15 protein-coding genes are annotated in these 22,030 nt (G+C 33.1%); 7 read left to right on the top strand and 8 right to left on the bottom strand.

All coding sequences use genetic code 11. From position 1 onward, the window contains the following. A partial coding sequence (locus ACP6PK_RS14960) for a tetratricopeptide repeat protein (protein WP_426560398.1) occupies window positions 1-2,809 on the top strand: 2,809 nt, incomplete at its 5' end. 490 nt (window positions 2,810-3,299) lie between these two features. Here ACP6PK_RS14960 and ACP6PK_RS14955 read toward each other — a convergent pair. The 4 genes from ACP6PK_RS14955 to ACP6PK_RS14940 form a co-directional block, all read right to left on the bottom strand. Next, complete coding sequence (locus ACP6PK_RS14955; protein ID WP_426560396.1) at window positions 3,300-3,434, bottom strand: hypothetical protein; 135 nt, start codon at window positions 3,432-3,434, stop codon at window positions 3,300-3,302. Window positions 3,435-4,155: 721 nt separating this feature from the next. Then, window positions 4,156-5,451, bottom strand: coding sequence for a glycosyltransferase (locus tag ACP6PK_RS14950; RefSeq protein WP_426560394.1), 1,296 nt, complete (start codon window positions 5,449-5,451; stop codon window positions 4,156-4,158). A gap of 217 nt (window positions 5,452-5,668) precedes the next feature. Further along, on the bottom strand, window positions 5,669-6,556 hold the full coding sequence (locus ACP6PK_RS14945) for a hypothetical protein (protein ID WP_426560392.1): 888 nt from the start codon (window positions 6,554-6,556) through the stop codon (window positions 5,669-5,671). A gap of 570 nt (window positions 6,557-7,126) precedes the next feature. Continuing rightward, on the bottom strand, window positions 7,127-8,239 hold the full coding sequence (locus ACP6PK_RS14940) for a glycosyltransferase family protein (protein WP_426560390.1): 1,113 nt from the start codon (window positions 8,237-8,239) through the stop codon (window positions 7,127-7,129). Window positions 8,240-8,750: 511 nt separating this feature from the next. On the opposite strand from ACP6PK_RS14940, the gene ACP6PK_RS14935 reads away from it, so the two are divergent. The 6 genes from ACP6PK_RS14935 to ACP6PK_RS14910 all read left to right on the top strand — a co-directional run bounded on the left by ACP6PK_RS14935 (window position 8,751) and on the right by ACP6PK_RS14910 (window position 15,104). Next, window positions 8,751-9,746: an Npun_R2821/Npun_R2822 family protein gene (locus tag ACP6PK_RS14935; RefSeq protein WP_094671997.1), complete on the top strand. Its 996-nt coding sequence runs from the start codon at window positions 8,751-8,753 to the stop codon at window positions 9,744-9,746. A 168-nt stretch (window positions 9,747-9,914) separates the two neighbouring features. Next, the gene (locus ACP6PK_RS14930) at window positions 9,915-10,916 is read left to right on the top strand and encodes an Npun_R2821/Npun_R2822 family protein (protein WP_426560387.1); all 1,002 of its coding nucleotides are present in this window, start codon (window positions 9,915-9,917) and stop codon (window positions 10,914-10,916) included. Between the two features lie 12 nt (window positions 10,917-10,928). Then, entirely contained in the window at window positions 10,929-11,861 is a 933-nt protein-coding gene (locus ACP6PK_RS14925) for an Npun_R2821/Npun_R2822 family protein (RefSeq protein ID WP_094671999.1), read from the top strand. Between the two features lie 170 nt (window positions 11,862-12,031). Further along, window positions 12,032-12,904 carry a hypothetical protein gene (locus ACP6PK_RS14920; RefSeq protein WP_426560385.1) on the top strand — a complete coding sequence of 291 codons (873 nt, stop codon included), beginning with the start codon at window positions 12,032-12,034 and terminating at the stop codon, window positions 12,902-12,904. A gap of 435 nt (window positions 12,905-13,339) precedes the next feature. Then, window positions 13,340-14,119, top strand: a complete 780-nt coding sequence (locus ACP6PK_RS14915; RefSeq protein WP_426560383.1) for a hypothetical protein — start codon at window positions 13,340-13,342, stop codon at window positions 14,117-14,119. A gap of 55 nt (window positions 14,120-14,174) precedes the next feature. Continuing rightward, window positions 14,175-15,104 (top strand): Npun_R2821/Npun_R2822 family protein, encoded by a 930-nt coding sequence (locus ACP6PK_RS14910; protein WP_426560381.1) that lies wholly within the window; start codon window positions 14,175-14,177, stop codon window positions 15,102-15,104. A gap of 235 nt (window positions 15,105-15,339) precedes the next feature. On the opposite strand, the gene ACP6PK_RS14905 is transcribed toward ACP6PK_RS14910, so the two are convergent. The 4 genes from ACP6PK_RS14905 to ACP6PK_RS14890 form a co-directional block, all read right to left on the bottom strand. Next, a complete protein-coding gene (locus ACP6PK_RS14905) occupies window positions 15,340-16,290 on the bottom strand; it encodes a GDP-mannose 4,6-dehydratase (protein ID WP_426560379.1) in 951 nt (316 codons plus the stop codon). Window positions 16,291-16,685: 395 nt separating this feature from the next. Continuing rightward, a complete protein-coding gene (locus tag ACP6PK_RS14900) occupies window positions 16,686-17,039 on the bottom strand; it encodes a hypothetical protein (RefSeq protein WP_426560377.1) in 354 nt (117 codons plus the stop codon). 567 nt (window positions 17,040-17,606) lie between these two features. Continuing rightward, on the bottom strand, window positions 17,607-19,322 hold the full coding sequence (locus tag ACP6PK_RS14895; RefSeq protein ID WP_426560375.1) for an ABC1 kinase family protein: 1,716 nt from the start codon (window positions 19,320-19,322) through the stop codon (window positions 17,607-17,609). A gap of 746 nt (window positions 19,323-20,068) precedes the next feature. After that, the gene (locus ACP6PK_RS14890) at window positions 20,069-21,220 is read right to left on the bottom strand and encodes a DegT/DnrJ/EryC1/StrS family aminotransferase (RefSeq protein WP_426560373.1); all 1,152 of its coding nucleotides are present in this window, start codon (window positions 21,218-21,220) and stop codon (window positions 20,069-20,071) included. Between the last annotated feature and the right edge of the window lie 810 nt (window positions 21,221-22,030).

The raw sequence follows: 22,030 nt of genomic DNA, 5'->3' as shown, positions 1-22,030 counted from the left end.
ACCTGCTACTTTCAATTTAATTCCAGAGAAAAAAGTGGAGAGTTTCGAGAATACTGCTGATAATTTACCTTACCCAGATGTAGTAGAAGAAAATCTGGCAACAACAGATAAAGTTACGACTTTTGAATATCAACAACCAGACTCAGAGTTTCCCAAAAAATTATTAAAATTTCCAGCAGCAGATAGAGAAAATGGAATTAAACCTGCTACTTTTAATCTAATTCCAGAGCAAAAAGTCGATAGTTTCGATAATACTTCTGAGAATTTACCTTACCAAAATGAAGTAGAAGAAAATCTGGAAAAAACAGCTAAATTTAGGACTTTTGAATATCAACAATCAGACTCAGAGTTTCCCAAAAAATTATTAAAATTTCCAGCAGCAGAAGCTCATATCAATCAAGCTAAGCTTGCCTTAAAACACGGAAATATAACAGCAGCAATTTCGTCTTGTAAACAAGCTTTAAAAGTTCAACCAAGTTATTCTCCATGTTATGTAATTTTAGGAAATGCTTTTTACCAACAAAATAATTTAGAAGCTGCTTTGCGTGCTTATAGTCAGGCGTTAGAAATTGAGCCGGAAGTTGCAGAAGTTCAGGGAAATATTGGTAGTGTCTATTTACAGTTAGGTCAACATAAACAAGCACTATTTCATTATCAAAAAGCTATTGAATTAAAACCTGGTTTGGCTGGTATTTATTGGAATCTTGGCAAACTATTTCAATATTTAGGAAAGGTTGATGAAGCTCTTGAAGCTTGGGAAAAAGCATTAGAAATTCAACCGGATATAGTGGAAGCAGACTTTCACTTTAAATTAGGTAATACTCTTGTTAAACTGAGTCGAAATAATGATGCACTTAAGAGTTATGAGAGAGCAGTTAATCTGAAGCCAGATTATACGGAAGCTTATAGTAATTTAGCTAATCTTTTAGGCAAACAAGGAGATAAAGAAGCAGCAGCTAAGTATTACCAAAAAGCACTAGATGTTAATCCAGATTTAAAACATTTACATGAAAAGATAGCTAACAACTTATTGCTAAAAGGTGACTATGACCAAGCAATATTTCATTATCAAGAAGCAATAAAATATAATCCTAAATCTTATGATGCTTATGCCAATTTAGGCACAGCACTTTCTAACAAAGGATTATTAGAATCAGCACTAGAAAAATATCATAAAGCATTAGAACTTAAACCAAACTGGGCAGAAGTATACTCTCGCATCGGACATATTATTAAACAAGAAAAAATGGAAGAGGCGATCGCTTTATTTGAAAAAGCCATCGAAGTTAAACCACAATTTGTCGAAGCTCATCAACAATTATGCGATTTACTTAGTCATACAACTAAACTTGCTGATGCAAGAAAAGCTGCCGATAATTTCTGTAATTCTTGTGGAGAAATAGCTCCTATTCTTTCAGGAACTGCCTTTTTATTTTCCTACTTTCAGTCAGGAGTTAGTGAAGTTGCAAACTCCAAACTTTCAGAAGTAGAAAAAATCTGTTATCAAAGCTATGAAACCTTCAGCGAACTAGAAATAAAACTACTCTATGAAATTTTCTTATTTGCTGTTCCTCACCTTCGAGATGATTTAAAAGGAAACGCTAAATTTTACAAATTAATCGCCAAACAATATTATCAAAATCGACCCAAAATTTATCAAACTCCAAAAACTTATACCTCTAGTTCTCAACCATTAAAAATAGGATTCCTTTCCAAACATTTTCGCCGTCATTCAGTAGGTTGGTGTAGTGAAGCTTTAATCAGAGAATTATCTCAAATTACACCAGACGTTCATCTCTATATTACAGGTCCGTTGAAGAGAGACGATATTACTCAAAGATTTGAACAAATGTCTGTCAAAACATATTGGCCGAAAAAGTATCCTAACGGCTTTCCATCCTATGAAGAAATTACTGAAAAAATATTAGAAGACAAGTTAGATGTAGTAGTAGATTTAGATTCAATGACATTGCCAGTCAATGTACATATTATCCATGAAAAAGCTGCACCAATTTGTATTTCTTGGTTAGGTTTTGATGCACCCTATATTTCTGAAAATAATTACTTTTTATGTGACTGGTATACCCATCCTCAAGGAAGAGAAAAATATTATTTAGAACAATTAGTAAGATTACCAGAAACATCTGTAGCTGTTGATGGCTTTGATAGTCTTTCAGTTGATAGAAATGCGACTAGAAATAGTCTCGGAATTGATTCAGATAAAATGGTTTATTTGTGTATAGCACCGGGGCGAAAAACTAATCCAGAAATGGTACGCGCTCAACTGAAAATTTTGCAACATACTCCAGAAAGTATATTAATTCGGAAAGGTCAGGGAGATGTAGATATAATTTATCAAACCTATCTTCAAGAATCTGAAAATTTAGGTGTAGACTTTAATCGAATTATCTTTTTAGGACAAACTCAAACAGAAGAAGAACATCGAGCAATTTATCAGATAGCTGATGTTTTGTTAGATTCTTATCCTTACAATGGCGGTACTCATAATTTAGAAGCTTTATGGTCAAATTTGCCTATAATAACTAGAGCTGGTAAACAATATTTATCTCGGATGGGTTACTCATTTTTGCAGAATATAAATCTGGATGTAGGAGTTGCTTGGAGTTGGGAAGAATATACAGAATGGGGAATTAAATTAGGTCAAGATTTAGGTTTAAGAAATTCGCTGCGGGAGCATTTGCAAAAGTCAAAAAATCCAGATAATTTAGCACCTTTGTGGAATCCTAAAAAATTGGCAAAAGAGATGTATCAGGTATTTGCTGAACTTTTGGTTTCGTTAGATAGATGATTGAAAAAATAGTATTTCAGTAAAAATAAATAAAATTATGAATTAACGGTTATTTCCCAGACAAGAGAGAGTAGGGAGTAGGAGGTAGGGAGTAGGGAAAAATAACTGACTATATATTTTGATTTAACTATAACGTTTTAGTTATTAGACTTTAGATAAAGCAATGTGCGCTGGCATATTTACATATTATTTTTTGTACACCTTTTCTAGAAGGCAGTTTGAGCTGGGCCTTGTAAATACCTGAGCGCTCACTGCTATAAAGCTGTGAGGAAGCGGCAACTAACCAAACTATTGGTTTAACTCCAACGTCTTAGTTAAATTTTGACACTTAGCTTCTGAGTTAGGTGAACAAATACCACTGAAAATTATTTGAGATTCATCACTCAATCTTAATTACTTTTCAAAATTCAAATTCACACTCTACTTTTTAGTCCCACAAGAGAACTGACTATATATTTTGATATAACTGTAACGTCTTAGTTATTAGACTTTAGATCGAGCTATGAGCGATCGCCTCCTGAGCAGACCATTGGTTTAACTCCAACGTCTTAGTTAAATTTTGACACTTAGCTTCTGAGTTAGGTGAACAAATACCACTGAAAATTATTTGAGATTCATCACTCAATCTTAATTACTTTTCAAAATTCAAATTCACACTCTACTTTTTAGTCCCACAAGAGAACTGACTATATATTTTGATATAACTGTAACGTCTTAGTTATTAGACTTTAGATCGAGCTATGAGCGATCGCCTCTTCACAAAACTATTATTGATATAACTGCAACGTCTTAGTTAAATTTTGACACTTAGCTTCTGAGTTAGGCGAACAAATACCACTTAAAACTATTTGAGATTCATCACTCCATCTTAATTACTTTTCAAAATTCAAATTCACACTCTACTTTTTAGTCCCACAAGAGAACTGACTATATATTTTGATATAACTGTAACGTCTTAGTTATTAGACTTTAGATCGAGCTATGAGCGATCGCCTCTTCACAAAACTATTATTGATATAACTGCAACGTCTTAGTTAAATTTTGACACTTAGCTTCTGAGTTAGGTGGGTAAAATTTATTTTAAAATTCAACTTGATAGCCTACTTGTTACTCCCACAAGAAAACTGAATATAACTTTGACTTAACTACAACGTCTTAGTTGCTAGATTTTAGATATAGGTCTGAGAGAGTACCTCTTCAGCAGACTATTATTGGTTTAACTCAAACCTCTTAATTAAACTTTGATACTTAGCTTCTGAGTTAGATGAACAAATAGCACTGAAAATTATTTGAGATTCATCACTCAACCTTAATAACTTTTCAAAACTCAACTTACATTTAACTTTTTACAACTGTTTTAACAGACGAACATATTCTTTAGCAGTCTCCCTCCAAGTCCAATGAGAAAAGCGTGTATCTATTTCTTCAGGAGATAACTTCTTCCGAGGATTAAGAATAAATTTTTCCATACAATTTGCTAAAGCATCCACATCACCAACCGGGAAAAAATCTACCAGATCGCCACATTTATAAAGTTCTACCTGCTCTCGAAAAACTTCTAAATCTGAGACAATAGCAGGTATTCCTCTGACAACCGACTCTGATAAAGCCAAACCAAAACCTTCATATTTAGAAGGAAAAACTACACAAGAAGAATTCCGATACGATTTTTCTACATCTTCATCCGAAGAATATCCTAACCCCTCAAAATATTCCTGCATTATATTTTGATTATTCTGAGATATTTCCTGACATTGATGCAGATAATCAATATATTCTTGACTATTCTTTTGTTGAGATAATGTAATTTTTCCCGCAATCAAATTATCTGTTTCCTTACCAATCAAAACTATTTTAAACTTCAACTTTTTTTCTGCAAGCTTGATACCAGCTTTTAGCAAAGTTAAGTGATCTTTATAAACACCGAAAGAAGAAGGCAAATAAAAAATTGGCAAGTCGCCAATAGATTCTTGGGAATTTTCTGCTAAACCCAATAACCTTTGTGAAACATTTGACTTAGTAGGAAAACCTGAATTAGCTATAGTAGTAATCTTACTCGTAAACTCTGGAAAAACTGAGATAATATCTTTACGGGTTTTTTCAGAAACAGTAAAAACAATATTAACCTTCTTCAGCCATTCCAGTAGACTTAAATCATATTTCCTTACATAAGATTCTGGATAACTTAAAGGAGCAAATCTCCAGAACACATCATGTGTTACCATTGCTAAAGGAATATCAAGATCGGGTGGAGTTAATTGATTAGCTAAAAAGTACAAACAATGAGTAGCTTGATAATAATTAGCTAAATATTTGATACTAAACTTACTCTGATATTTACGACGGAGACGTTTCAAAAACATTTGAACTTTTTTCGCCTTAATATTACCTGATAAAGACGAAAACTTATTAATTAGAGAAAGTATTCGAGATTGTAAAGATTTAGGGGGTAATGTAAATGATTCGTATTTAATTATTGGAGACTTAGGCAACTTTTCTTGAAAATGAGGAATATCTTTTTTTTGCAAAATTAATATTATTTCCTCCACTTCGTCAATTTCAATCCATTCCTCTATTGTTCCACAAATTACCCGTTCTACTCCACCTTGACGATAAAATTCTATAGGAAGTATCAGTTTCATAGTAGCCCCAAAATTTAATATTTGTTCTACCCCAAATTGATTAGCAACTCTAACTAATTGTTATGAGGTTTTACCAAAATATCTTTAAATAGTAAACTTCTGATTATAGAGTTTGAAGGGGAGCTAAATTTCCATGTTGGTTTAAGTTACATAATATAAAGCTCCCTTTACTAGAAAGACAGGGAAAAAACTCAATTTATCCGTTCACTTTCTTCGCTCAAAGCCAATATTTGGAAATAAAGTCATAGTGTCCAGCTTGCTCAGGTGGATACCATCCTTGCTCTATTTTTTCGATAATATTTGGCAAAGCTCCGATAAATTCTGGACTTCTATCTTTAGGATGAATTGTCCACGCCTTGGGTGAACTCATAGTTGCTCGTATATAATCAGTTTTCTCTAACTGCATAGATACCATAACCTCCCAAGAATCCAGCTTGCCTTTGCCAGTATAGTAATTTAACAAGGTTTTTATATTTAGTGGCAGTTGATTAAGAATTTTGTTCTTGTAAGAACGCCACAAAATGGGCAATGGCAGTAACTTGTCAAAGCGTTTACGGTTAATCAGATATACTCTACTACTGAAAAATTTGAATTTATAGAACCCCCCTGCTTCTGGTTTTAGGGACTTATTTTTTTGGTATATAGCACCATCCTCAGTTGGTGGCCCTGTCAATGGTCTAATTGCCATTATTTCCGGATACTGCTCCATTAACTTGATACCTTCATCTATCCAGCTATAATCTGGTTGTTGATGTAGAAGCATATCACTGTCATAATGCAACATATAATCTCCCGGTACAGATTCTATATGAAAAATTGACCCCAAGATTGGATAACCTCTATAGTTATGGGTATACTTAATTGGACTACCAAAATGCTTTTGATACATTTGTTGTTGATAAGTTTTGTCATAGTTAATATCCACAACTTGATCTACAATACCTTCACTTATAAGTTTGTTACAGCAATCTCTGAGTTCACTTAGAGTACCAACACCAGGACGCATAACTTTATCTCCAGATAGAGGTGCTGTATCCATACACAACACTTTTTGAATAAAATTAAAATTACTCATCCTAACTAGATGAGGAATAGTATGCATCATAAAAGGTAAATCTGTTCTTGCTACCAAAATCGAGAGTGAACAGGTATTCGATAACATTAAGTTATGCCTCCTTATGAAAACTGCTAGACAGAATATGGAAAAGTTTGACTTGACTTATTTTTACTACCCTGAAATATAATTTTACTTAGGGTTAGATGACAGGCATTTATGAAAAAAATTATCTCACATTATCATTAATAATCTTGATTTTCTTTCAATAAATATCTCTGAAAAATGATAAAATTTATTACAGAGGCAGGCAAAAAGCAAGAGGCAAAAGAGAAAAGATTTTCAACAGATTTGGGATAAAAAATGGTTTAATGGTTACCAATGGATAATTGATAATTAATCAAATGGATAATTGATAATTGATAATTAGAGAGAGTTTTTATTATCCATTCTCCATTATTCACTATCCATTGTTCATTATCAATTGTTAAAGAGGTAATTATCCATTATTCATTATCCATTATCAATTAATGAAGATAGCTAATTCAAGCATATTATATAATAGTATCTCACAGAATGATTTGACAAAAGCCTTTTATAATTTCTGGAGATGTCTAATTATTATGAATCAATATTTTTCAACCAGAATGGTGCTACCTGTTCCCAAGTTTCATTTTTGACTTTTTCTTGAATTTCTTCCCTGATATTTTCCAACTCTTGAGGATTGTTTAAAAGCTCTACAATTCTATAAGCTAAAGCTTCTTGAGTTTCTTTTGTCTTGGGGTCGCCATCTACTTTTATACAATAATCTTTTTCCTTAATTGCTGCATAATTAGTAGTCACAGGAACGCACCCTACCATTGCCGACTCTCGCAATGAAATACAATCTATTTCTCCATAGGAACACCCATAATAATGAATAACTGAAGTAGACTTTTCATACATTAATTGGTTATGTCCGATACTACCATGTTCTACGACTCCTTCCTGCTGCATTAATTCCATCATTTTCTGCTTCCAAGGAATTATTTTTTCACTACTGTCACGCTTAGTCCATCCATAGTAAATATTAAGTTCCGCCTCTGGAATTTCTCTTTTAATAATCGGCCATCCCCAGGTCAGCATAAATTCTAAACCTCGATAGTACCTAGAAGCGTATACTAATTTATAGGGTTGTTTTTGGTTTTTAGCAAGCTCTAAAACAGAAGAATCTGCACCGTTATTAATAATTGCAAACTTATTATCGGGTAATTCTGGTAATAAGTTACGCTGGTAATAACTTTTGACAAAAATTTTCTGATAAGGGTTTAAGTATATACGATCGTCAAATGTAATTACATCGTGCCAATCAAACCAAATTCTTTTGGCTTTAACATAGGAAGGTAACATCTTAGGATGTCGCCACATAATGAAAGTCTCAAAAGTATCGTACCAGTTAATTTTTTCATAGTTAACATACTTAACTCCTCCATAAATACCCTCTTTATCTTCACAATTAGTAAAAACAGTAACATCATAGCCTTGCTTGACCCATTCTCTAGTCAAAAAGAATACTGCACTATCTGAACCACTAGCACCCTTAGTTTTAATATCAGATTCTAGTACCAAAAAACGCTTTCCTAGATAATATACAATTGACTTTTCCGGCCATTTTTTAGCAGTTAGTTTTTTAGTTAAATCCTGGGTGAAAGGGATTTGAGATTTGATCCACTTTTTGACATTTCCAATCATCATAATATATTGTTGCTTCCTACAAAAGTTATGTTAAACTATTAAATATTATCAACTTATAGCTATTTCAAAAATCTGTGCAGGAAAGTGGGTTTGAGTTTGATTTGTATGGCCGTAAGTTACTATATCGACATAAAATTTTAGGAGAAGTTAAAAATAAGTGACACCTAATGGATATTTATTATTACAACTTCTCAATAGAAAGTTATGCTGATAATAATTTGTATGTCAGTGATAAATTATAGGATACTCTACTATGTTGGTATTTGCCAATTTATTATGATAGTCCAGCAACAGATAATATTTCCCCCTGCTAGTTTTTTGAGCCTACCAAGTATGGATGAAAAAGGACTGTCATACATATAAAGTGACTTCTACTCCTAGATAGTTGGCATGAGGCTAAAAATGCGATTTATGATACCAGATCTATCTTTTCTTTACAAACTTAATCTACTCAATTGGTGATCTAAAATTTGTCACGAAATTTTCCTAACTAGAAATTTAAGATTTATTTATGGATGGAATATGCACCCTTGCTAATGATAATGTCTTTGATCAACTTGTAGCTCTACTAAATAGTATACAAGTTAATCACAGCAACGAAATACCAGTTTGTATTTATCCTTATAACAACAACATAGAAAGAATTACTGCTGAGATTTCTACACGACCTAACGTCCAAATCTACAACGATTGGGAATCAATAGAAAAATGGGATCAATTTTATCGTGATGTCTGGGATGCTCACCCCAATGCTCATCAAAGGAGGTTAGAGAAGGGATTTGTCCCCTATTATAGATTTGGACATCATCGTCCGTTCTGTGCTTTTGATGGTCCTTTCGATCGCTTTCTATATATAGATGCAGATGCTTTACTCATGGAACCTGTGGATCGGGTTTTTGATCGACTCAATCAAAGTGACTGGGTAGTATATGATTTTCAGCATAAAGACCCTGGTCATGTCTATGATATTTCATCTCCTAGGTTAGAAGAATTGTTTCCTGAAGAATATATCAAGTCCAGGATTTTTTGTTCTGGTTTCTATGCCTCTAAAAAAGGTATATTTCAGCAAGAAAATATAGATTGGTTTCTGGAAAAGTTACGAGAAGGAGAATCAGAAATACTTTATATATGGGCATCAGATCAACCAATCCTCAACTACATGGTAATGCGGTTAAATTTGAAAGTAGATAATTTGGCTATTAGTCTCTCTCAAAATGAAAGAACAGGTAACAGCGTGACCTCGAAACATTTTACAGAGCAAGACCATATTGTTTACGATCATGGTAAGCGGTTAACATATCTCCACTATATTGGAGTTTCATCAAAAGCATTTACTAAAATTTGTGCCGGAGAAAATATAGATATTCCTTATCGAGATATATTTTTACACTATCGCTATCTACATGAACCGGAGAAAAAACCTAAGTTTATAGGGAAGCCAAAACCTTATAATCCTCCACCAAGTTTAATTGATCAAATCTTCAATAAAATTGGATTATCAAGTTGAAAATACATTAGTATGAAAAATTTTAGTCAAAAAAATACAGATGTAGTTAGCACATTATGACTGTGGAAGGGACAGCTAGGTTATGGTATTGATGATAGATATATTTAGAACTATTGGGGATATGAATTTGTCACAAAATTTTCCTAACTAGAAATTTAAGGTTTATTTATGGATGGAATTTACACCCTCGCTAATGATGTTGTTTACGATCAACTCATTGCCCTACTAAATAGTATAGAGGTTAATCTTAGTCCTGACTTTCCAGTTTGTGTCATCCCTTATGATGATCGCCAGGAAAAGACTATACCAGAAATTCAAGGCCGAAAAAATGTACAATTGTTAGATAATAGGGAAATATTAAATCGGTGGGAAGATTTCTCGACAAAAATTTGGGAAGGTCATCCAAATGCTTTTGCACGTTGGCAAGAAAAAGGAGTCTCTGGAGTTAATCGTATGGGAATGCACCGGAGATTTTGTTCTTTTGATTCGGAAAGTCCGTTTGAAAGATTTATTTTTTTGGATGCTGATATATTGGTTCTCAATTCCTTAGATTATCTCTTTGAAAAACTAGATCCAAATGATGTAGTTGTATATGATTTTCAGTATAAAGACCCTACCCATGTTTACGATGTTAACTCACCTAAATTACTAGAAATTTTTAGTAAAGAAAGGATAGATTCGGAAATATTTTGTGCTGGTTTGTACGCATCAAAAAAGGGTTTATTTCCAGAAGAAAAGCGGAATTGGTTATTAGAGCAACTCAACTCTGGAGATTCAGAACTTTTATATATTAACGGTCCTGACCAGTCAATTATTAATTATATGATCATGCGTTCTCAAATGCAGCTCTATAATTTTTCTCTGCATTTACCTCCAGAAGAAAAAACTGGTTGTTCCGTAACTTCTCCTCATTTTGAATATCGGGATAATTTACTTTATGATAAGGGTGTAAGATTAACTTATTTACATTACATTGGAGTTCCATCTAAAGCATTTACTAGAGTTTGTGCAGGGGAAAATTTAGACTTTCCTTATCGAGATATATTTTTACACTATCGCTATCTACATGAACCGGAGAAAAAACCTAGGTTTATAGGGAAACCAAAACCTTATAATCCTCCACCAAGTTTAATTGATAAAATCTTCAAGAAAATAGGATTATCAAGTTGAGGGTAAATTACAATGAAAGGAATTTATATTGTTGCTAATGATAAGGTACTTGATAACACAATTGCTCTGCTAAAAAGTATCAGATTATATGATTCTGATACTCCAATTATGATGATTCCTTTTGATGAAAATTATCAGCAGGTAGCAGAAATTGTTACGAGTAAATATGGAGTAGAAATTTATCCAGATTTGGAATTTGTAGATAATCTTTGCAACAAATTATATAACATTTTCGGTCAAGGCTTTTTTAACACTCCTAACAAACAAAAAAAACAAGCTTGTTGGTTCGGACCGTTCGATGAATTTCTCTATATTGATGTTGATATTGTTGTCTTTGAAAAAATCGCTGATAATCTAAAATATCTGGAAGATTACGATTTTCTGTGTTGCGACTATCAACATTTAGGTGGGATTAAAAATGTCTTTACATCCAAAGTTATAGAAAATAAAATCTTTACTGAAGAACAACTTCAAGATGTATTTAATAGTGGGTGGTGGGCATCAAAGAAAAACCTGTTTACAGAAAATGAATTGTATGAAACTTTTGCCGAATGTGCTGCCCATACCCAATATTTTGACTTTTCAGAAAAAACCACAGACCAGCCAATTTTTAACTATATAGTATTAAAACATATTTCTCGGCGATTGAATTTGGTCCGACGACCAGAAGGTAAAGGTCCCGGAAGTTGGGCAGGTAGTCCCCATTTTCAACGGGAAGGCGATCGCTTAATTGATACAAAAGTAGGTAAACCTGTGCAATATTTACATTGGGCAGGTTTTCGGATTGAACCAGGATGCCCTTATTGGGATATTTGGGAGGATTATAGATATCTGGGTGAAACAAAACCAACTTACTATCCTAAAAAGACTGAAAAGAAAAAAAGTTTAGGAGAAAAATTGATTGATAAAGTCAAAAATATAGCTAGTAGAATGCGAAAAATGTAAATTCATTGAATGATTGGCTCAGACAAAAAAAATCAGGTTCATAATTACTTCAAATAACTAAAATCCACTCTCCTTATTTAAGTAAAACTGAAACAATATAAAGACTTACAATTCAACTGGAAGAAAAACTTGAACAATTAAAAAATTATTTCAGAAGTATAGATTAAAAAATGAAAGAATATTGTTTTGGTACATTAGCAGTAGGGAAAGAATATCAATCACTAGCTTTGCTTTTAGCCAAAGATCTTGAAATATATGCTCCTGAAACTAAATTGGTGATTGTAACTAATAATCCTAAATATTTTAATAAACAGTGCAATGTTTTAGCTTATAAATATCAAGGTAACAGTGTAAAAATCTATAATGACAAAAGATTAGTTATAGAGAAAGCTTTATCTATGTATAATACCTGTATATTTCTAGATGCAGATATAAGAATTGGGCAAAAAGTACCAGCAGATCTAGAGTTTCCACCTGGAATACTTGCTTTTAGTTGTTGGAGTCTTTTTAAATTTATGAATAGAAAAAATGATCAACCAAACATCGTAAATAAAGAATATTGGTTAAGGCAAGAAATAATTACAAAAGTTTCTAATTATTGGCAAATCAACTTAGAAAAATCAAAATTTGTTCAAGATTTTGCTTTTATAATAACTAAAAATGAAAAATATGACCATTTTATTAAAACATGGGAAATAATTGCTGGCTATTTGGAACTTAAAGGCATTTATGCTGGTGCAGGGTTTATTATAGGATTAGCAGCAGCTCATACAGGATTTGCCATTAATTATGATTACGAGAAAAAAATTAAATTTTTCAAAGATAGACTAACCCTGGAAAAAATACGCAAAGAACAAGAAGTTAACGAACAAGAATTACAATTTTTAGAAGAAAGGAAAAGTATTAGTTATTCTCATAATATTTTTGTCAAAATAAATAAAAAATTGAAAAGCAAGTTAGTTTTTTGGATTCGTTTACTGAGTTTAAAAATTACTACTTTGAAATATCAAGAAATATATCGGTGTTTTGATAGTAAGGGTTGATGTACTTGAACCCTAGTTACAGAGATGGTTTCAAAAATTACTTTGGTTTGTTAACCTATCTTTAGGGGCAATAAGAAACGAAAAAAGTTGACCTTCCTTGATATAGATCGAGAGTATAGGCAAAACTACAAAAAAAAAGTTTGCTCCAGAATTGCTATCCATAGCAATTCTCAAGTTACTAAAATACTTTTTTATTTATTAATTTTCTATCCCCTCGAACCCAAATTACCACTCCCTACTCCCTAAAACCAAAGAATTTTGTACTTCACTGAGAGATGAGATGGGAGTTAGTGTATAAATTAATACTCAAGGATTCATTCAAGATATTTTTGAGTTACTATCCTTGTTATACTCAAAATTACTTCCTAACTTTTCCACTTATTCAACTCAAATAATTTTAAGTATTTTTTATTGTTAAAATTTCCAGGTAAAAATATGACTCAGGAACAAAAAAAATTTTGTTTTTGTACTTTGGCACTAGGGCAAAGATATCGCGATATAACCAAAGAGTTAGCTAAAGATTTGGAAACAAATGCTCCAGGAATTTCACTGGTGATTTATACAGAGAAACCTGATGATTTTAGTAGCTATAAAAATGTAATGGCTTTTAAACATCATCAACAAGGTATTCAACATTGTTATAACGATAAAAGATTTCTTTGCCAGAAAGCAATATCCCTATTTCCAGTAGCTATATATATAGATGCTGATACTAGAATTTTAGAATCACTACCAAAAGATATTGAATGGAAACCAGGAATTACTGGACGGCATAAAAATTTAGTAGAACACGTTTCAAAATATCGTGCTTCTAGTTTGCCGATATTGAAAAAGTTGGCAGAGAAGCTAAATATTTCTGATGAGTTATTTAATCATTCTAGTTGGATAGGGGAAGCCTTATTTATTATAGTTAGAGATAATGGTAAGGAAATAGAATTTTTGGAAACTTGGGGGAAGATTTCTAAGTATGCAGAATTAAGAGGAATGCACGCTGGAGAAGGTAGTTTAATGGGGTTAGCAGCAGCAAAAGTTGGATGGGTTATTAATAGTGAAGCGTGGCAAAAAATTAGTGGGGTGACTCAACACTGGGATGCTTCTCGTAGTAAACCAAAAGCAACTTCTTGGGATAAATTACAAAAGAGGATGGGTTATCATTATCGTTTAAATAAAACTAGAATAATGGCTTTAAGAGATTTTGAATTTTATTATCGGTGAGGGCTTTTTAGTAGGACATAAGTAGATGAAATTGGTATAAGAAAAATATTATGTTATGAATCGTGGCATATATATCACTGCAAATGACAAAGTGATAGAACAAGGTATTGCACTATTAAAAAGTATCCGTAAGTATGATAGTGATACACCAGTTATTTTGATTCCCTATGATGATAATTATCACACAGTCGTAGAACGTTTTTCGAGAGATTATGGAGTCAAAATTTATCCAGATTTAGAATTTATTGAAAGATTATCAAACAAACTACAACAAATTTTTGGTAATAAATTTTTTGCCAGACCAAATCAGTTTCGTAAGCAAGCTTGTTGGTTTGGAGAATTTGATGAGTTTTTATACATAGATACAGATATTGTCGTTTTTGATAAAATTATTGATAATCTCAACTATCTAAATGAGTATGATTTCTTGTGTTTTGATTATCAACACTTAGGAGGAATTAAAAATATCTTTACTCCAGAGATTTATCAAGTTTTTAGCAAAGATGAACTGCTGGAAACTTTTAATGGAGGATGGTGGGCATCTAAGAAAAATTTAATTTCAGAACAAGATTTGTATGAGACATTTGCTGAATGTGCTGCTCATCCAGAATACTTTGATTTTTCTCAGAAAACTTCCGATCAACCAATCATTAATTATATGATTTTGAAGCGAATTAAAAAGCGTTTCAATATTGTTAATAGACCCGAAAAAGCACCTGGAAGTTGGGCAGGTACATCACATTTTCATCAAGAAGGTGATAAACTGATAGATCCAACTGTGAATCAACCTTTATCGTATCTACATTGGGCAGGAATTCGGATTCAACCAGGGTGTCCTTATTGGGATATTTGGGAAGATTATAGATACATCGGCGAATCTAAACCAACCCACTATCCCCAAAAAAAAACAGAGAGGAAAAAAAGTATAGGGCGAAGATTTATTGATAAAGTCAAAAAGATAGCTGGACAAATAAAAAAAATTTAGAGTAAATAATAGGAGTCAGGAAGTGAGAGCTAAGGCAATTAATTATATAGAAGGTGGGAGGAATAAATATTCTTTTATCCTTCTTTTCTACCTTGGCTTTCATCCTGACTTTTTGGTTACTCAAGCTGAAAAAATAGCACTTTTTTTTCGCTCTAAACTCTAAAAAGGCTAAAATCTTTATCTGTCAGTGCTTTGAGATTTAATGAGCCAACTCTGGATAGTTAACCAAACAAATTTAACTGTAAAGAGACTTTACCCATTCCCATTCTCTTTGCAACCCCTCTTTCAGAGAAACTTGAGGTTGATAACCCAAAATTTTCTGCGCTTTAGAAACATCAGCGCTGGTATGACGAGCATCTCCCCTAGCTTTTTCCACAAAATTTTTCTTAATTGGACGTCCTACTATTTCCTCCATCATGTTAATAACTTCTGCTAATACTACCCGACTACCTCCACCTATATTAAATACTTCACCTACTGCTTCTGGTACTCTACCTGCTGCTAAGTTAGCTGCTACTGCATCACTAACAAAAGTAAAATCTCTAGTTTGCTGACCATCTCCATAAATAGAAATTGGTTCATCTCCTAAAATCCACTTAAAAAATTTATGAAAGGCCATATCAGGTCGTTGACGGGGACCGTAGACTGTAAAGTAGCGTAAATATACACATGGTACACCAAAATTTTGATGATACAACTTACCTAATCTTTCTGCTGCTAACTTAGTAATACCATAAGGAGATACTGGTTGAGGACAAATAGTCTCTGGGGTAGGGAAAGTTTCCGCATTACCATACACAGAAGAAGTAGAAGCATAAACTAATCTTTTCAAATTAGGAGCATCTTTAGCAGCTTCTAAAATTATTTGAGTAGCATTAATATTACGTTCTGTATAACTACGAAAACCTTCACCCCAACTAGCACGAACACCTGCTTGGGCAGCTTGATGATAAACTATATCTACATCTGTAAGTAACTCTGACCAATTCAAAGACTGAATATCATCTTCTATCAATTGAAAAGCAGGATGGTCTTGAAAATGAGAAATATTCTGACGCTTTAAAGTAGGGTCATAGTAATCATTAAACTGATCTATTCCTATTACTTTATCGCCTTGATTTAATAGAGTTTCTGCTAAATGAGAACCAATAAATCCACCTACTCCTGTAACTATAATATTACTCATTTTTGGCTATATTATATCTTTAGTATTTCTTGGCATTAATGAAAAAGTATACGTTGAAATGTTAATGAGAAAATTTTACCGAACAATCAAGGTATAGAATCTCTTGTTTTCAGGATAAAAATGCTAGGATATTTCCTGATATTCGATCCTCTCAGTTTTAACCAGAGGTAATTATCCATTATCCATTATCGATTATCCATTACCCATTATCCATTAATTTCTTGGAACTAATGAAAAAGTATACGTTGAAATGTTAATGAGAAAATTTTACCGAACAATCAAGGTATAGAATCTCTTGTTTTCAGGATAAAAATGCTAGGATATTTCCTGATATTCGATCCTCTCAGTTTTAACCAGAGGTAATTATCCATTATCAATTATCCATTATCCATTAATTAATTCTCTTCCTTTGCACCCCGTTCCATCTTATCTAAAATTTTACTAAGTTGAATCCAAACAATTAACCCAGTTCCTATAGTTAAAGGAAAACAAATAGAATAAGCAACTAAATTAGTAAATCCAAATAACTGCAAGCTTGATGATAAAAAAATTAATGCACCACTAGCAATACCTAAATAAGGAATCTGTAATGTTAATCCTCTCATACTATATATGTTGAAAGTAGTAGGATTTTCTGACCAATCTTGAACCAGTTGCTTAATTAATTTAGCAAATACTAATCCCGAAGATAAGCTCATCAACAAACCAACTGCGATTAAAAGATAGGGAGGTTGAGGCAGATTATACACAAAAAAATACTTCCTTGATTGATACTTTTTATCTCTTAAAGTAGGTTGGTTAAACTAAGCTTTTTTCACACTCCTCATAGTTTCTATACTTTTCATAAGGAGCAACCCAACTTGATAAATCGAGGTTTTCTTGGGTTTCCTTGCTCAACCCAACCTACAAGTATTATGCTCAACTAATACTAAGTTGATTTTACAGAATTATTCATCCTAGAAAAACTGTTTTGCCTTTAGTCATAATTTGACCTTACCAGAATTAACGAATTAATTTTTACCTATAATTCAGTAATATCAAGACATCAATTAATTAATTTTCTTTTTGCTCAAGAAGTATTAAAGTATAAGAGTCGTTGAATTACGAACTTACCAATGGATAATTGATAATTAATCCATTTAGTTTCAAGCCTCTCCTTTTCAGGAGAAAAAAGAAATTATGATTTCCTTATCTTTAATCTGATGGTTTTAACCAGAGGTAATTATCCATTATCAATTAATGAAAGGAGATTTTTAGGAAAAATTATGACTACTTATTCCTTATTTTCCTAGTAATTCATTTGCATAATATACTATTCAATTTTGACCCCTTGCTTGAAAATTTGTCATTGCCATTACAGAGGGTAAAATTGCCTCAGCTCTCTGTGTAGAAAATTCTGCTAGAGCGCCTAGGGCAAGATTAAACAAACGATTTGGTTGAAGGTCATCTTGAATTAAACCCCACAGACGACCAACCTCTTCTGTGTGAATCCGATCATCTTCTACAATTGCTAGTATCAATTGTTTTCGGAGAAATTCACCCTCTTCGCTCAAAAGATATTGTAAACCTAATTGAGCAGTAGGTAGTATATCAAAATTTTGGTCTGTCTGGGCTATGCCAATCAAATTTTCTAGCCTTTGCCATTGAAACTTTCCATCTTTAAACAATACCTCAATCAACCGACGACGTAATGCTGGGGACTCACCTTTTAATAACCTTCTTGCCACATAAGGATAAGCTATATCTACAATTCTAAAATCTGGATTTAGGGAAAGAGCTAAACCCTCTTCAGTAACTAGAGAACGAATAATTAGAGCAAATTTAGCAGGGACTCGGAAAGGATAATCATACATTAATTCCGAGAATTTATCTGTAATTGTCTTAAAGTTAAAATCCTTGACTTTTTCGCCCATAATATCTCCCAGCACTATTTCTAGAGCTGGTATGATTGGCTGAATATCTACATCTGGTGCAAGAAACCCAAGCTTGACAAAATCTTTAGCCAACTCCTGATAATCTTTATTAATCAAATGAATTACTGAATCAACCAAAGTTTCTTTAGTTTCCTGCTCAAGTTGATCCATCATGCCAAAGTCAATGTAGGCCATCCTACCATCTCTCAAGGCAAATAAGTTGCCGGGATGAGGATCTGCATGAAAAAAGCCAAATTCTAATAACTGACGTAAACCGCTAGTTACACCTACAGTAATAAGACTATCAGTATCAAGACCTGCTGCTTGAACTCTTTCTGTATCTAATAATTTCAGACCATCTATCCATTCTAGGGTCAAAACATGGGTGGTAGTATAACGCCAATATATTGATGGTACTTTCACACTTGGGTCATCTGCGAAATAGGTCGCAAATCTTTCTGCATTACGCCCTTCATTTATATAGTCAATCTCTTCAAATAGCTTTGTGCCAAATTCATCTACAATCATGGATAAATCGTGGCCGAGATTGAGAGGCAACCACGGAGCTAACCAACTTGCTGCCCACCGCATTAAGAATAAATCTAGAGTTATGGTGGGTAGTAAATTTGGTCGTTGAACTTTGACTGCTACATTTTCGCCACTTTTAAGACGTGCCTGATAAACTTGACCCAGACTAGCTGCTGCAACTGGTCTGGGAGAGATTTCGCTATATATATTGTTGATGTTTTGGCCTAATTCTGTCTCAATAATTGAGATGGCTGTCTTGTTGTCAAAAGGTGCTAACTGGTCTTGTAATTTTATTAGTTCTTCTAAGAAGTCTTTCCGAATTAAGTCTGGTCTTGTGGATAGAGCTTGACCTACTTTAATAAATGTTGGTCCTAAACGGGTTAGTATTCTTCGCAGTTGTGTAGCTCGTTCGGGGGTATCTTCTACTTTGTCATATCGCCATTTATCCCACAGAACTCCCAACAGAAAACTAGCAAAAGAAAAGACTATAACTATTAATCGACCTATGACTAACCAAAGACGGTATTGGTAATGTTTAGCGATCGCTTCTGGATCGTACCTTCTATTTGAAATGAAGTGATTATCGCCCACTTTTAATATTTTCCTCTTAAATTTTATATTTTTTATTTATTGTTTTGAAAAAGCGGTCAGCGGTCAGCGGTCAGCAGTCAGCAAGATTATTTTTTTTAAGTTTAAAAGGATATTTCAACTCCTCCTAAAAATCCTGCCCTTTGGTTTGCCGGAGATTAACCCAAGTTCAAAAAGCTGAAGCTGTTTGCGTAGTATCCCGGAACGGAAATACTAAAAGCTGATAGCTAGTTAAATGGCAAATTTTCAGTAATTCAGAAGGTATAGCGCTACGCGCAAGTTATCAACTCAAAAGTTAAAAAGTCAAAAGTTATCTATGACCAAAAAATTAGGTTTCCTGCCCCTTTTAAGGGGGTCAAAAAAATCAATTTCAGTATTTCAAGTCTCTGAATTCAGCGGTCGGTACTGATAACTGAATAAAATTTGATCCCTGCTGTCTTACATTAAATTTTTTTTATTTTTATTAAGTATAGTATACAAAACTACAAATTTCCCAAATGAATTTTAAAGAAATATTAAAGTCAAAACTATTATCAAAATAATTTGGTCTAATACCAATTTCACAAACTTAAACGACACTTATCAAAGTAATCTATCGAACTTGAAAGACAAGAGGTCAAGTTATGTGTAGTCTGACTTTAGGAGATTGATATAACACCCCCCTGTTAAGGCGAAATGTTTTTGGAGGGTTACTCAAAATCCTCGTTACAAAAAAACTTCTGACTTCTAACTTCTAACCTCTGACTACGTTAAAGTTCTTGTAGAGAGTCTTTCAAAGCAAATATAACTTGCTCTTGTTGTGGAGTGGAAAGTTCAGGAAACATAGGCAAAGACAAAACCTGATGGCAAATTTGTTCTACAACTGGTAATTGACGGTGTGCCAAAGATTTGTAAACAGGCTGTAAATGTAAAGGTGTGGGATAGTAAATTGCTGAACCTATTCCCTTATTTTGTAACTGAGCGCGAACCCAATCACGCAGAGAACTAGAAAAACGAGACTTTGCTGTAGCTTCTAACTCTTGACTTTTGAGCATAATTGTGTATTGATTCCAAATACATCTACCTCCAGCTAACTCTTGAGGAGGAACTACAGCACTTATGCCACTAATAAATTTATGGTAAATATCTGCTAAGTCACGACGTTGCTGATTCCAACTATCTAGATAAGGTAATTTAACTTGCAAAATTGCAGCTTGTATGGTATCTAGACGACTATTAATACCGATGTTTTCATAAAAATATTTGTCAGACTGTCCATGATTTTTGAGCATCCGGACTTGAGCAGCGATCGCCGGATTATTTGTGGTCAGAGCGCCACCATCTCCAAAAGCTCCTAAATTTTTAGTAGGAAAAAAACTAAAACAACCAATATCACCAAAACTTCCTATTTTTTGGTTATGCCATTCTGCTCCGGTAGCTTGGGCACAATCTTCTATGACTATTAAATTATACTGGCGAGCGATCGCCATCAACTGGGTCATATCCAAAGGTTGACCAAATAAATGTACTGGCAAAATAACCTTTGTTTTTTCGGTTATAGCTGCTTCAAGTTGTTGAATATCTAAGTTAAAAGTCTGGGGATTAATATCAATAAAAATTGGAGTTGCTCCTAGAGCACTAATTACTTCAGTAGTAGCAAAAAAAGTGAAAGGAGTAGTAATTACTTCATCTCCAGGCCCAATATTTACAGCTCGTAAAGCTAAAAATAAAGCATCAGTCCCAGAGTTGCAGGATACACAATGAGATACATCTATATATTTAGCAAATTGTTTTTCAAAGTCATCAACAATAGAACCTCCAATATAACGACCAGAAGCAAGTACATCTTGAACTTTGGCATTTATTTGTTCGCGAATTATTTCATACTGTCGTGTTAAATCTAGAGGGGGAACATTAGTCATATTGATAGTAATGAATTAGAGAATAAGAGTATAATCAAAATTATAGTATTGTTATCGTCAAATGCTTTCACAAAAGTGATTTCTTTGAGAGGTCTTTAGTAGCGATATTAGTATTATCATCTCCGAACACAACAATGTATTAGCTTTTTCTCTTCTTCCTAAATCTCATATCTAAATCCCTACATTCAAAATCAGTTCTCAAGTCTAATTCCTAATTTATATACCAATCAGGAATGATTTATGGGGTGCATCTCAATATTTGCAAAAATACTTTTTTCTTATTCTCTATTCCCTATTACCGAAAAATAAAGGTATAAAGCCTCTCACTCGCTGTGGAGAAACAAGAAAAAATTTTCCTTTTATTCAATCCTCTCCCTAAAAGGAAGAGGTAATTATCAATCATCCATTATCCATTATTGAACCTGTTCCCTGTTCCCTAATAGCTATAAATTTTTGTCTTTCTCAAAATTGAGATGCACCCGATTTATGAGATATTTAATAACAATTAAGATAAATCAAAATCCTTTTATATTCTGACTCCTGACTCCTGTACGGGCGATTCGCGAATTAGCAGCATTCCGCAGGAAATCGCCCCTACCACTAAAATATTACAACTGAAATAGGATTGCTATATATATTTAGAAAAGAATATAGCAATCCTATTTTATTCGTGTCATTTCAGTTATCACTTAACAGTTATAGTTATTCTGAATAAGACTGGAACGAGTGTTTCTTTCCTTGAAAGGGTTTCAGCAAAAAAAATGTTTCATCCTTATTTTAAATGACTATATCAGTTATCAGGACCTCCAA

It is taken from the genome of Dapis hubbardiae BLCC-M172 (genome assembly GCF_050016015.1).
Classification (GTDB): Bacteria; Cyanobacteriota; Cyanobacteriia; order Cyanobacteriales; family Microcoleaceae; genus Trichodesmium.
The sequence above is the reverse complement of the archived record's forward strand: the minus strand, read 5'-3'. Positions and strand labels throughout refer to the sequence as shown.

Bases quoted from the DNA above. Each gene is read 5' to 3' on its own strand.
- ACP6PK_RS14920 (WP_426560385.1), top strand. From the start codon at position 12,032: ATGAAAGAATATTGTTTTGGTACATTAGCAGTAGGGAAAGAATATCAA.
- ACP6PK_RS14905 (WP_426560379.1), bottom strand. From the start codon at position 16,290: ATGAGTAATATTATAGTTACAGGAGTAGGTGGATTTATTGGTTCTCAT.
- ACP6PK_RS14925 (WP_094671999.1), top strand. From the start codon at position 10,929: ATGAAAGGAATTTATATTGTTGCTAATGATAAGGTACTTGATAACACA.
- ACP6PK_RS14890 (WP_426560373.1), bottom strand. From the start codon at position 21,220: ATGACTAATGTTCCCCCTCTAGATTTAACACGACAGTATGAAATAATT.
- ACP6PK_RS14940 (WP_426560390.1), bottom strand. From the start codon at position 8,239: ATGATGATTGGAAATGTCAAAAAGTGGATCAAATCTCAAATCCCTTTC.
- ACP6PK_RS14910 (WP_426560381.1), top strand. From the start codon at position 14,175: ATGAATCGTGGCATATATATCACTGCAAATGACAAAGTGATAGAACAA.
- ACP6PK_RS14935 (WP_094671997.1), top strand. From the start codon at position 8,751: ATGGATGGAATATGCACCCTTGCTAATGATAATGTCTTTGATCAACTT.
- ACP6PK_RS14930 (WP_426560387.1), top strand. From the start codon at position 9,915: ATGGATGGAATTTACACCCTCGCTAATGATGTTGTTTACGATCAACTC.
- ACP6PK_RS14950 (WP_426560394.1), bottom strand. From the start codon at position 5,451: ATGAAACTGATACTTCCTATAGAATTTTATCGTCAAGGTGGAGTAGAA.
- ACP6PK_RS14915 (WP_426560383.1), top strand. From the start codon at position 13,340: ATGACTCAGGAACAAAAAAAATTTTGTTTTTGTACTTTGGCACTAGGG.
- ACP6PK_RS14945 (WP_426560392.1), bottom strand. From the start codon at position 6,556: ATGATGCATACTATTCCTCATCTAGTTAGGATGAGTAATTTTAATTTT.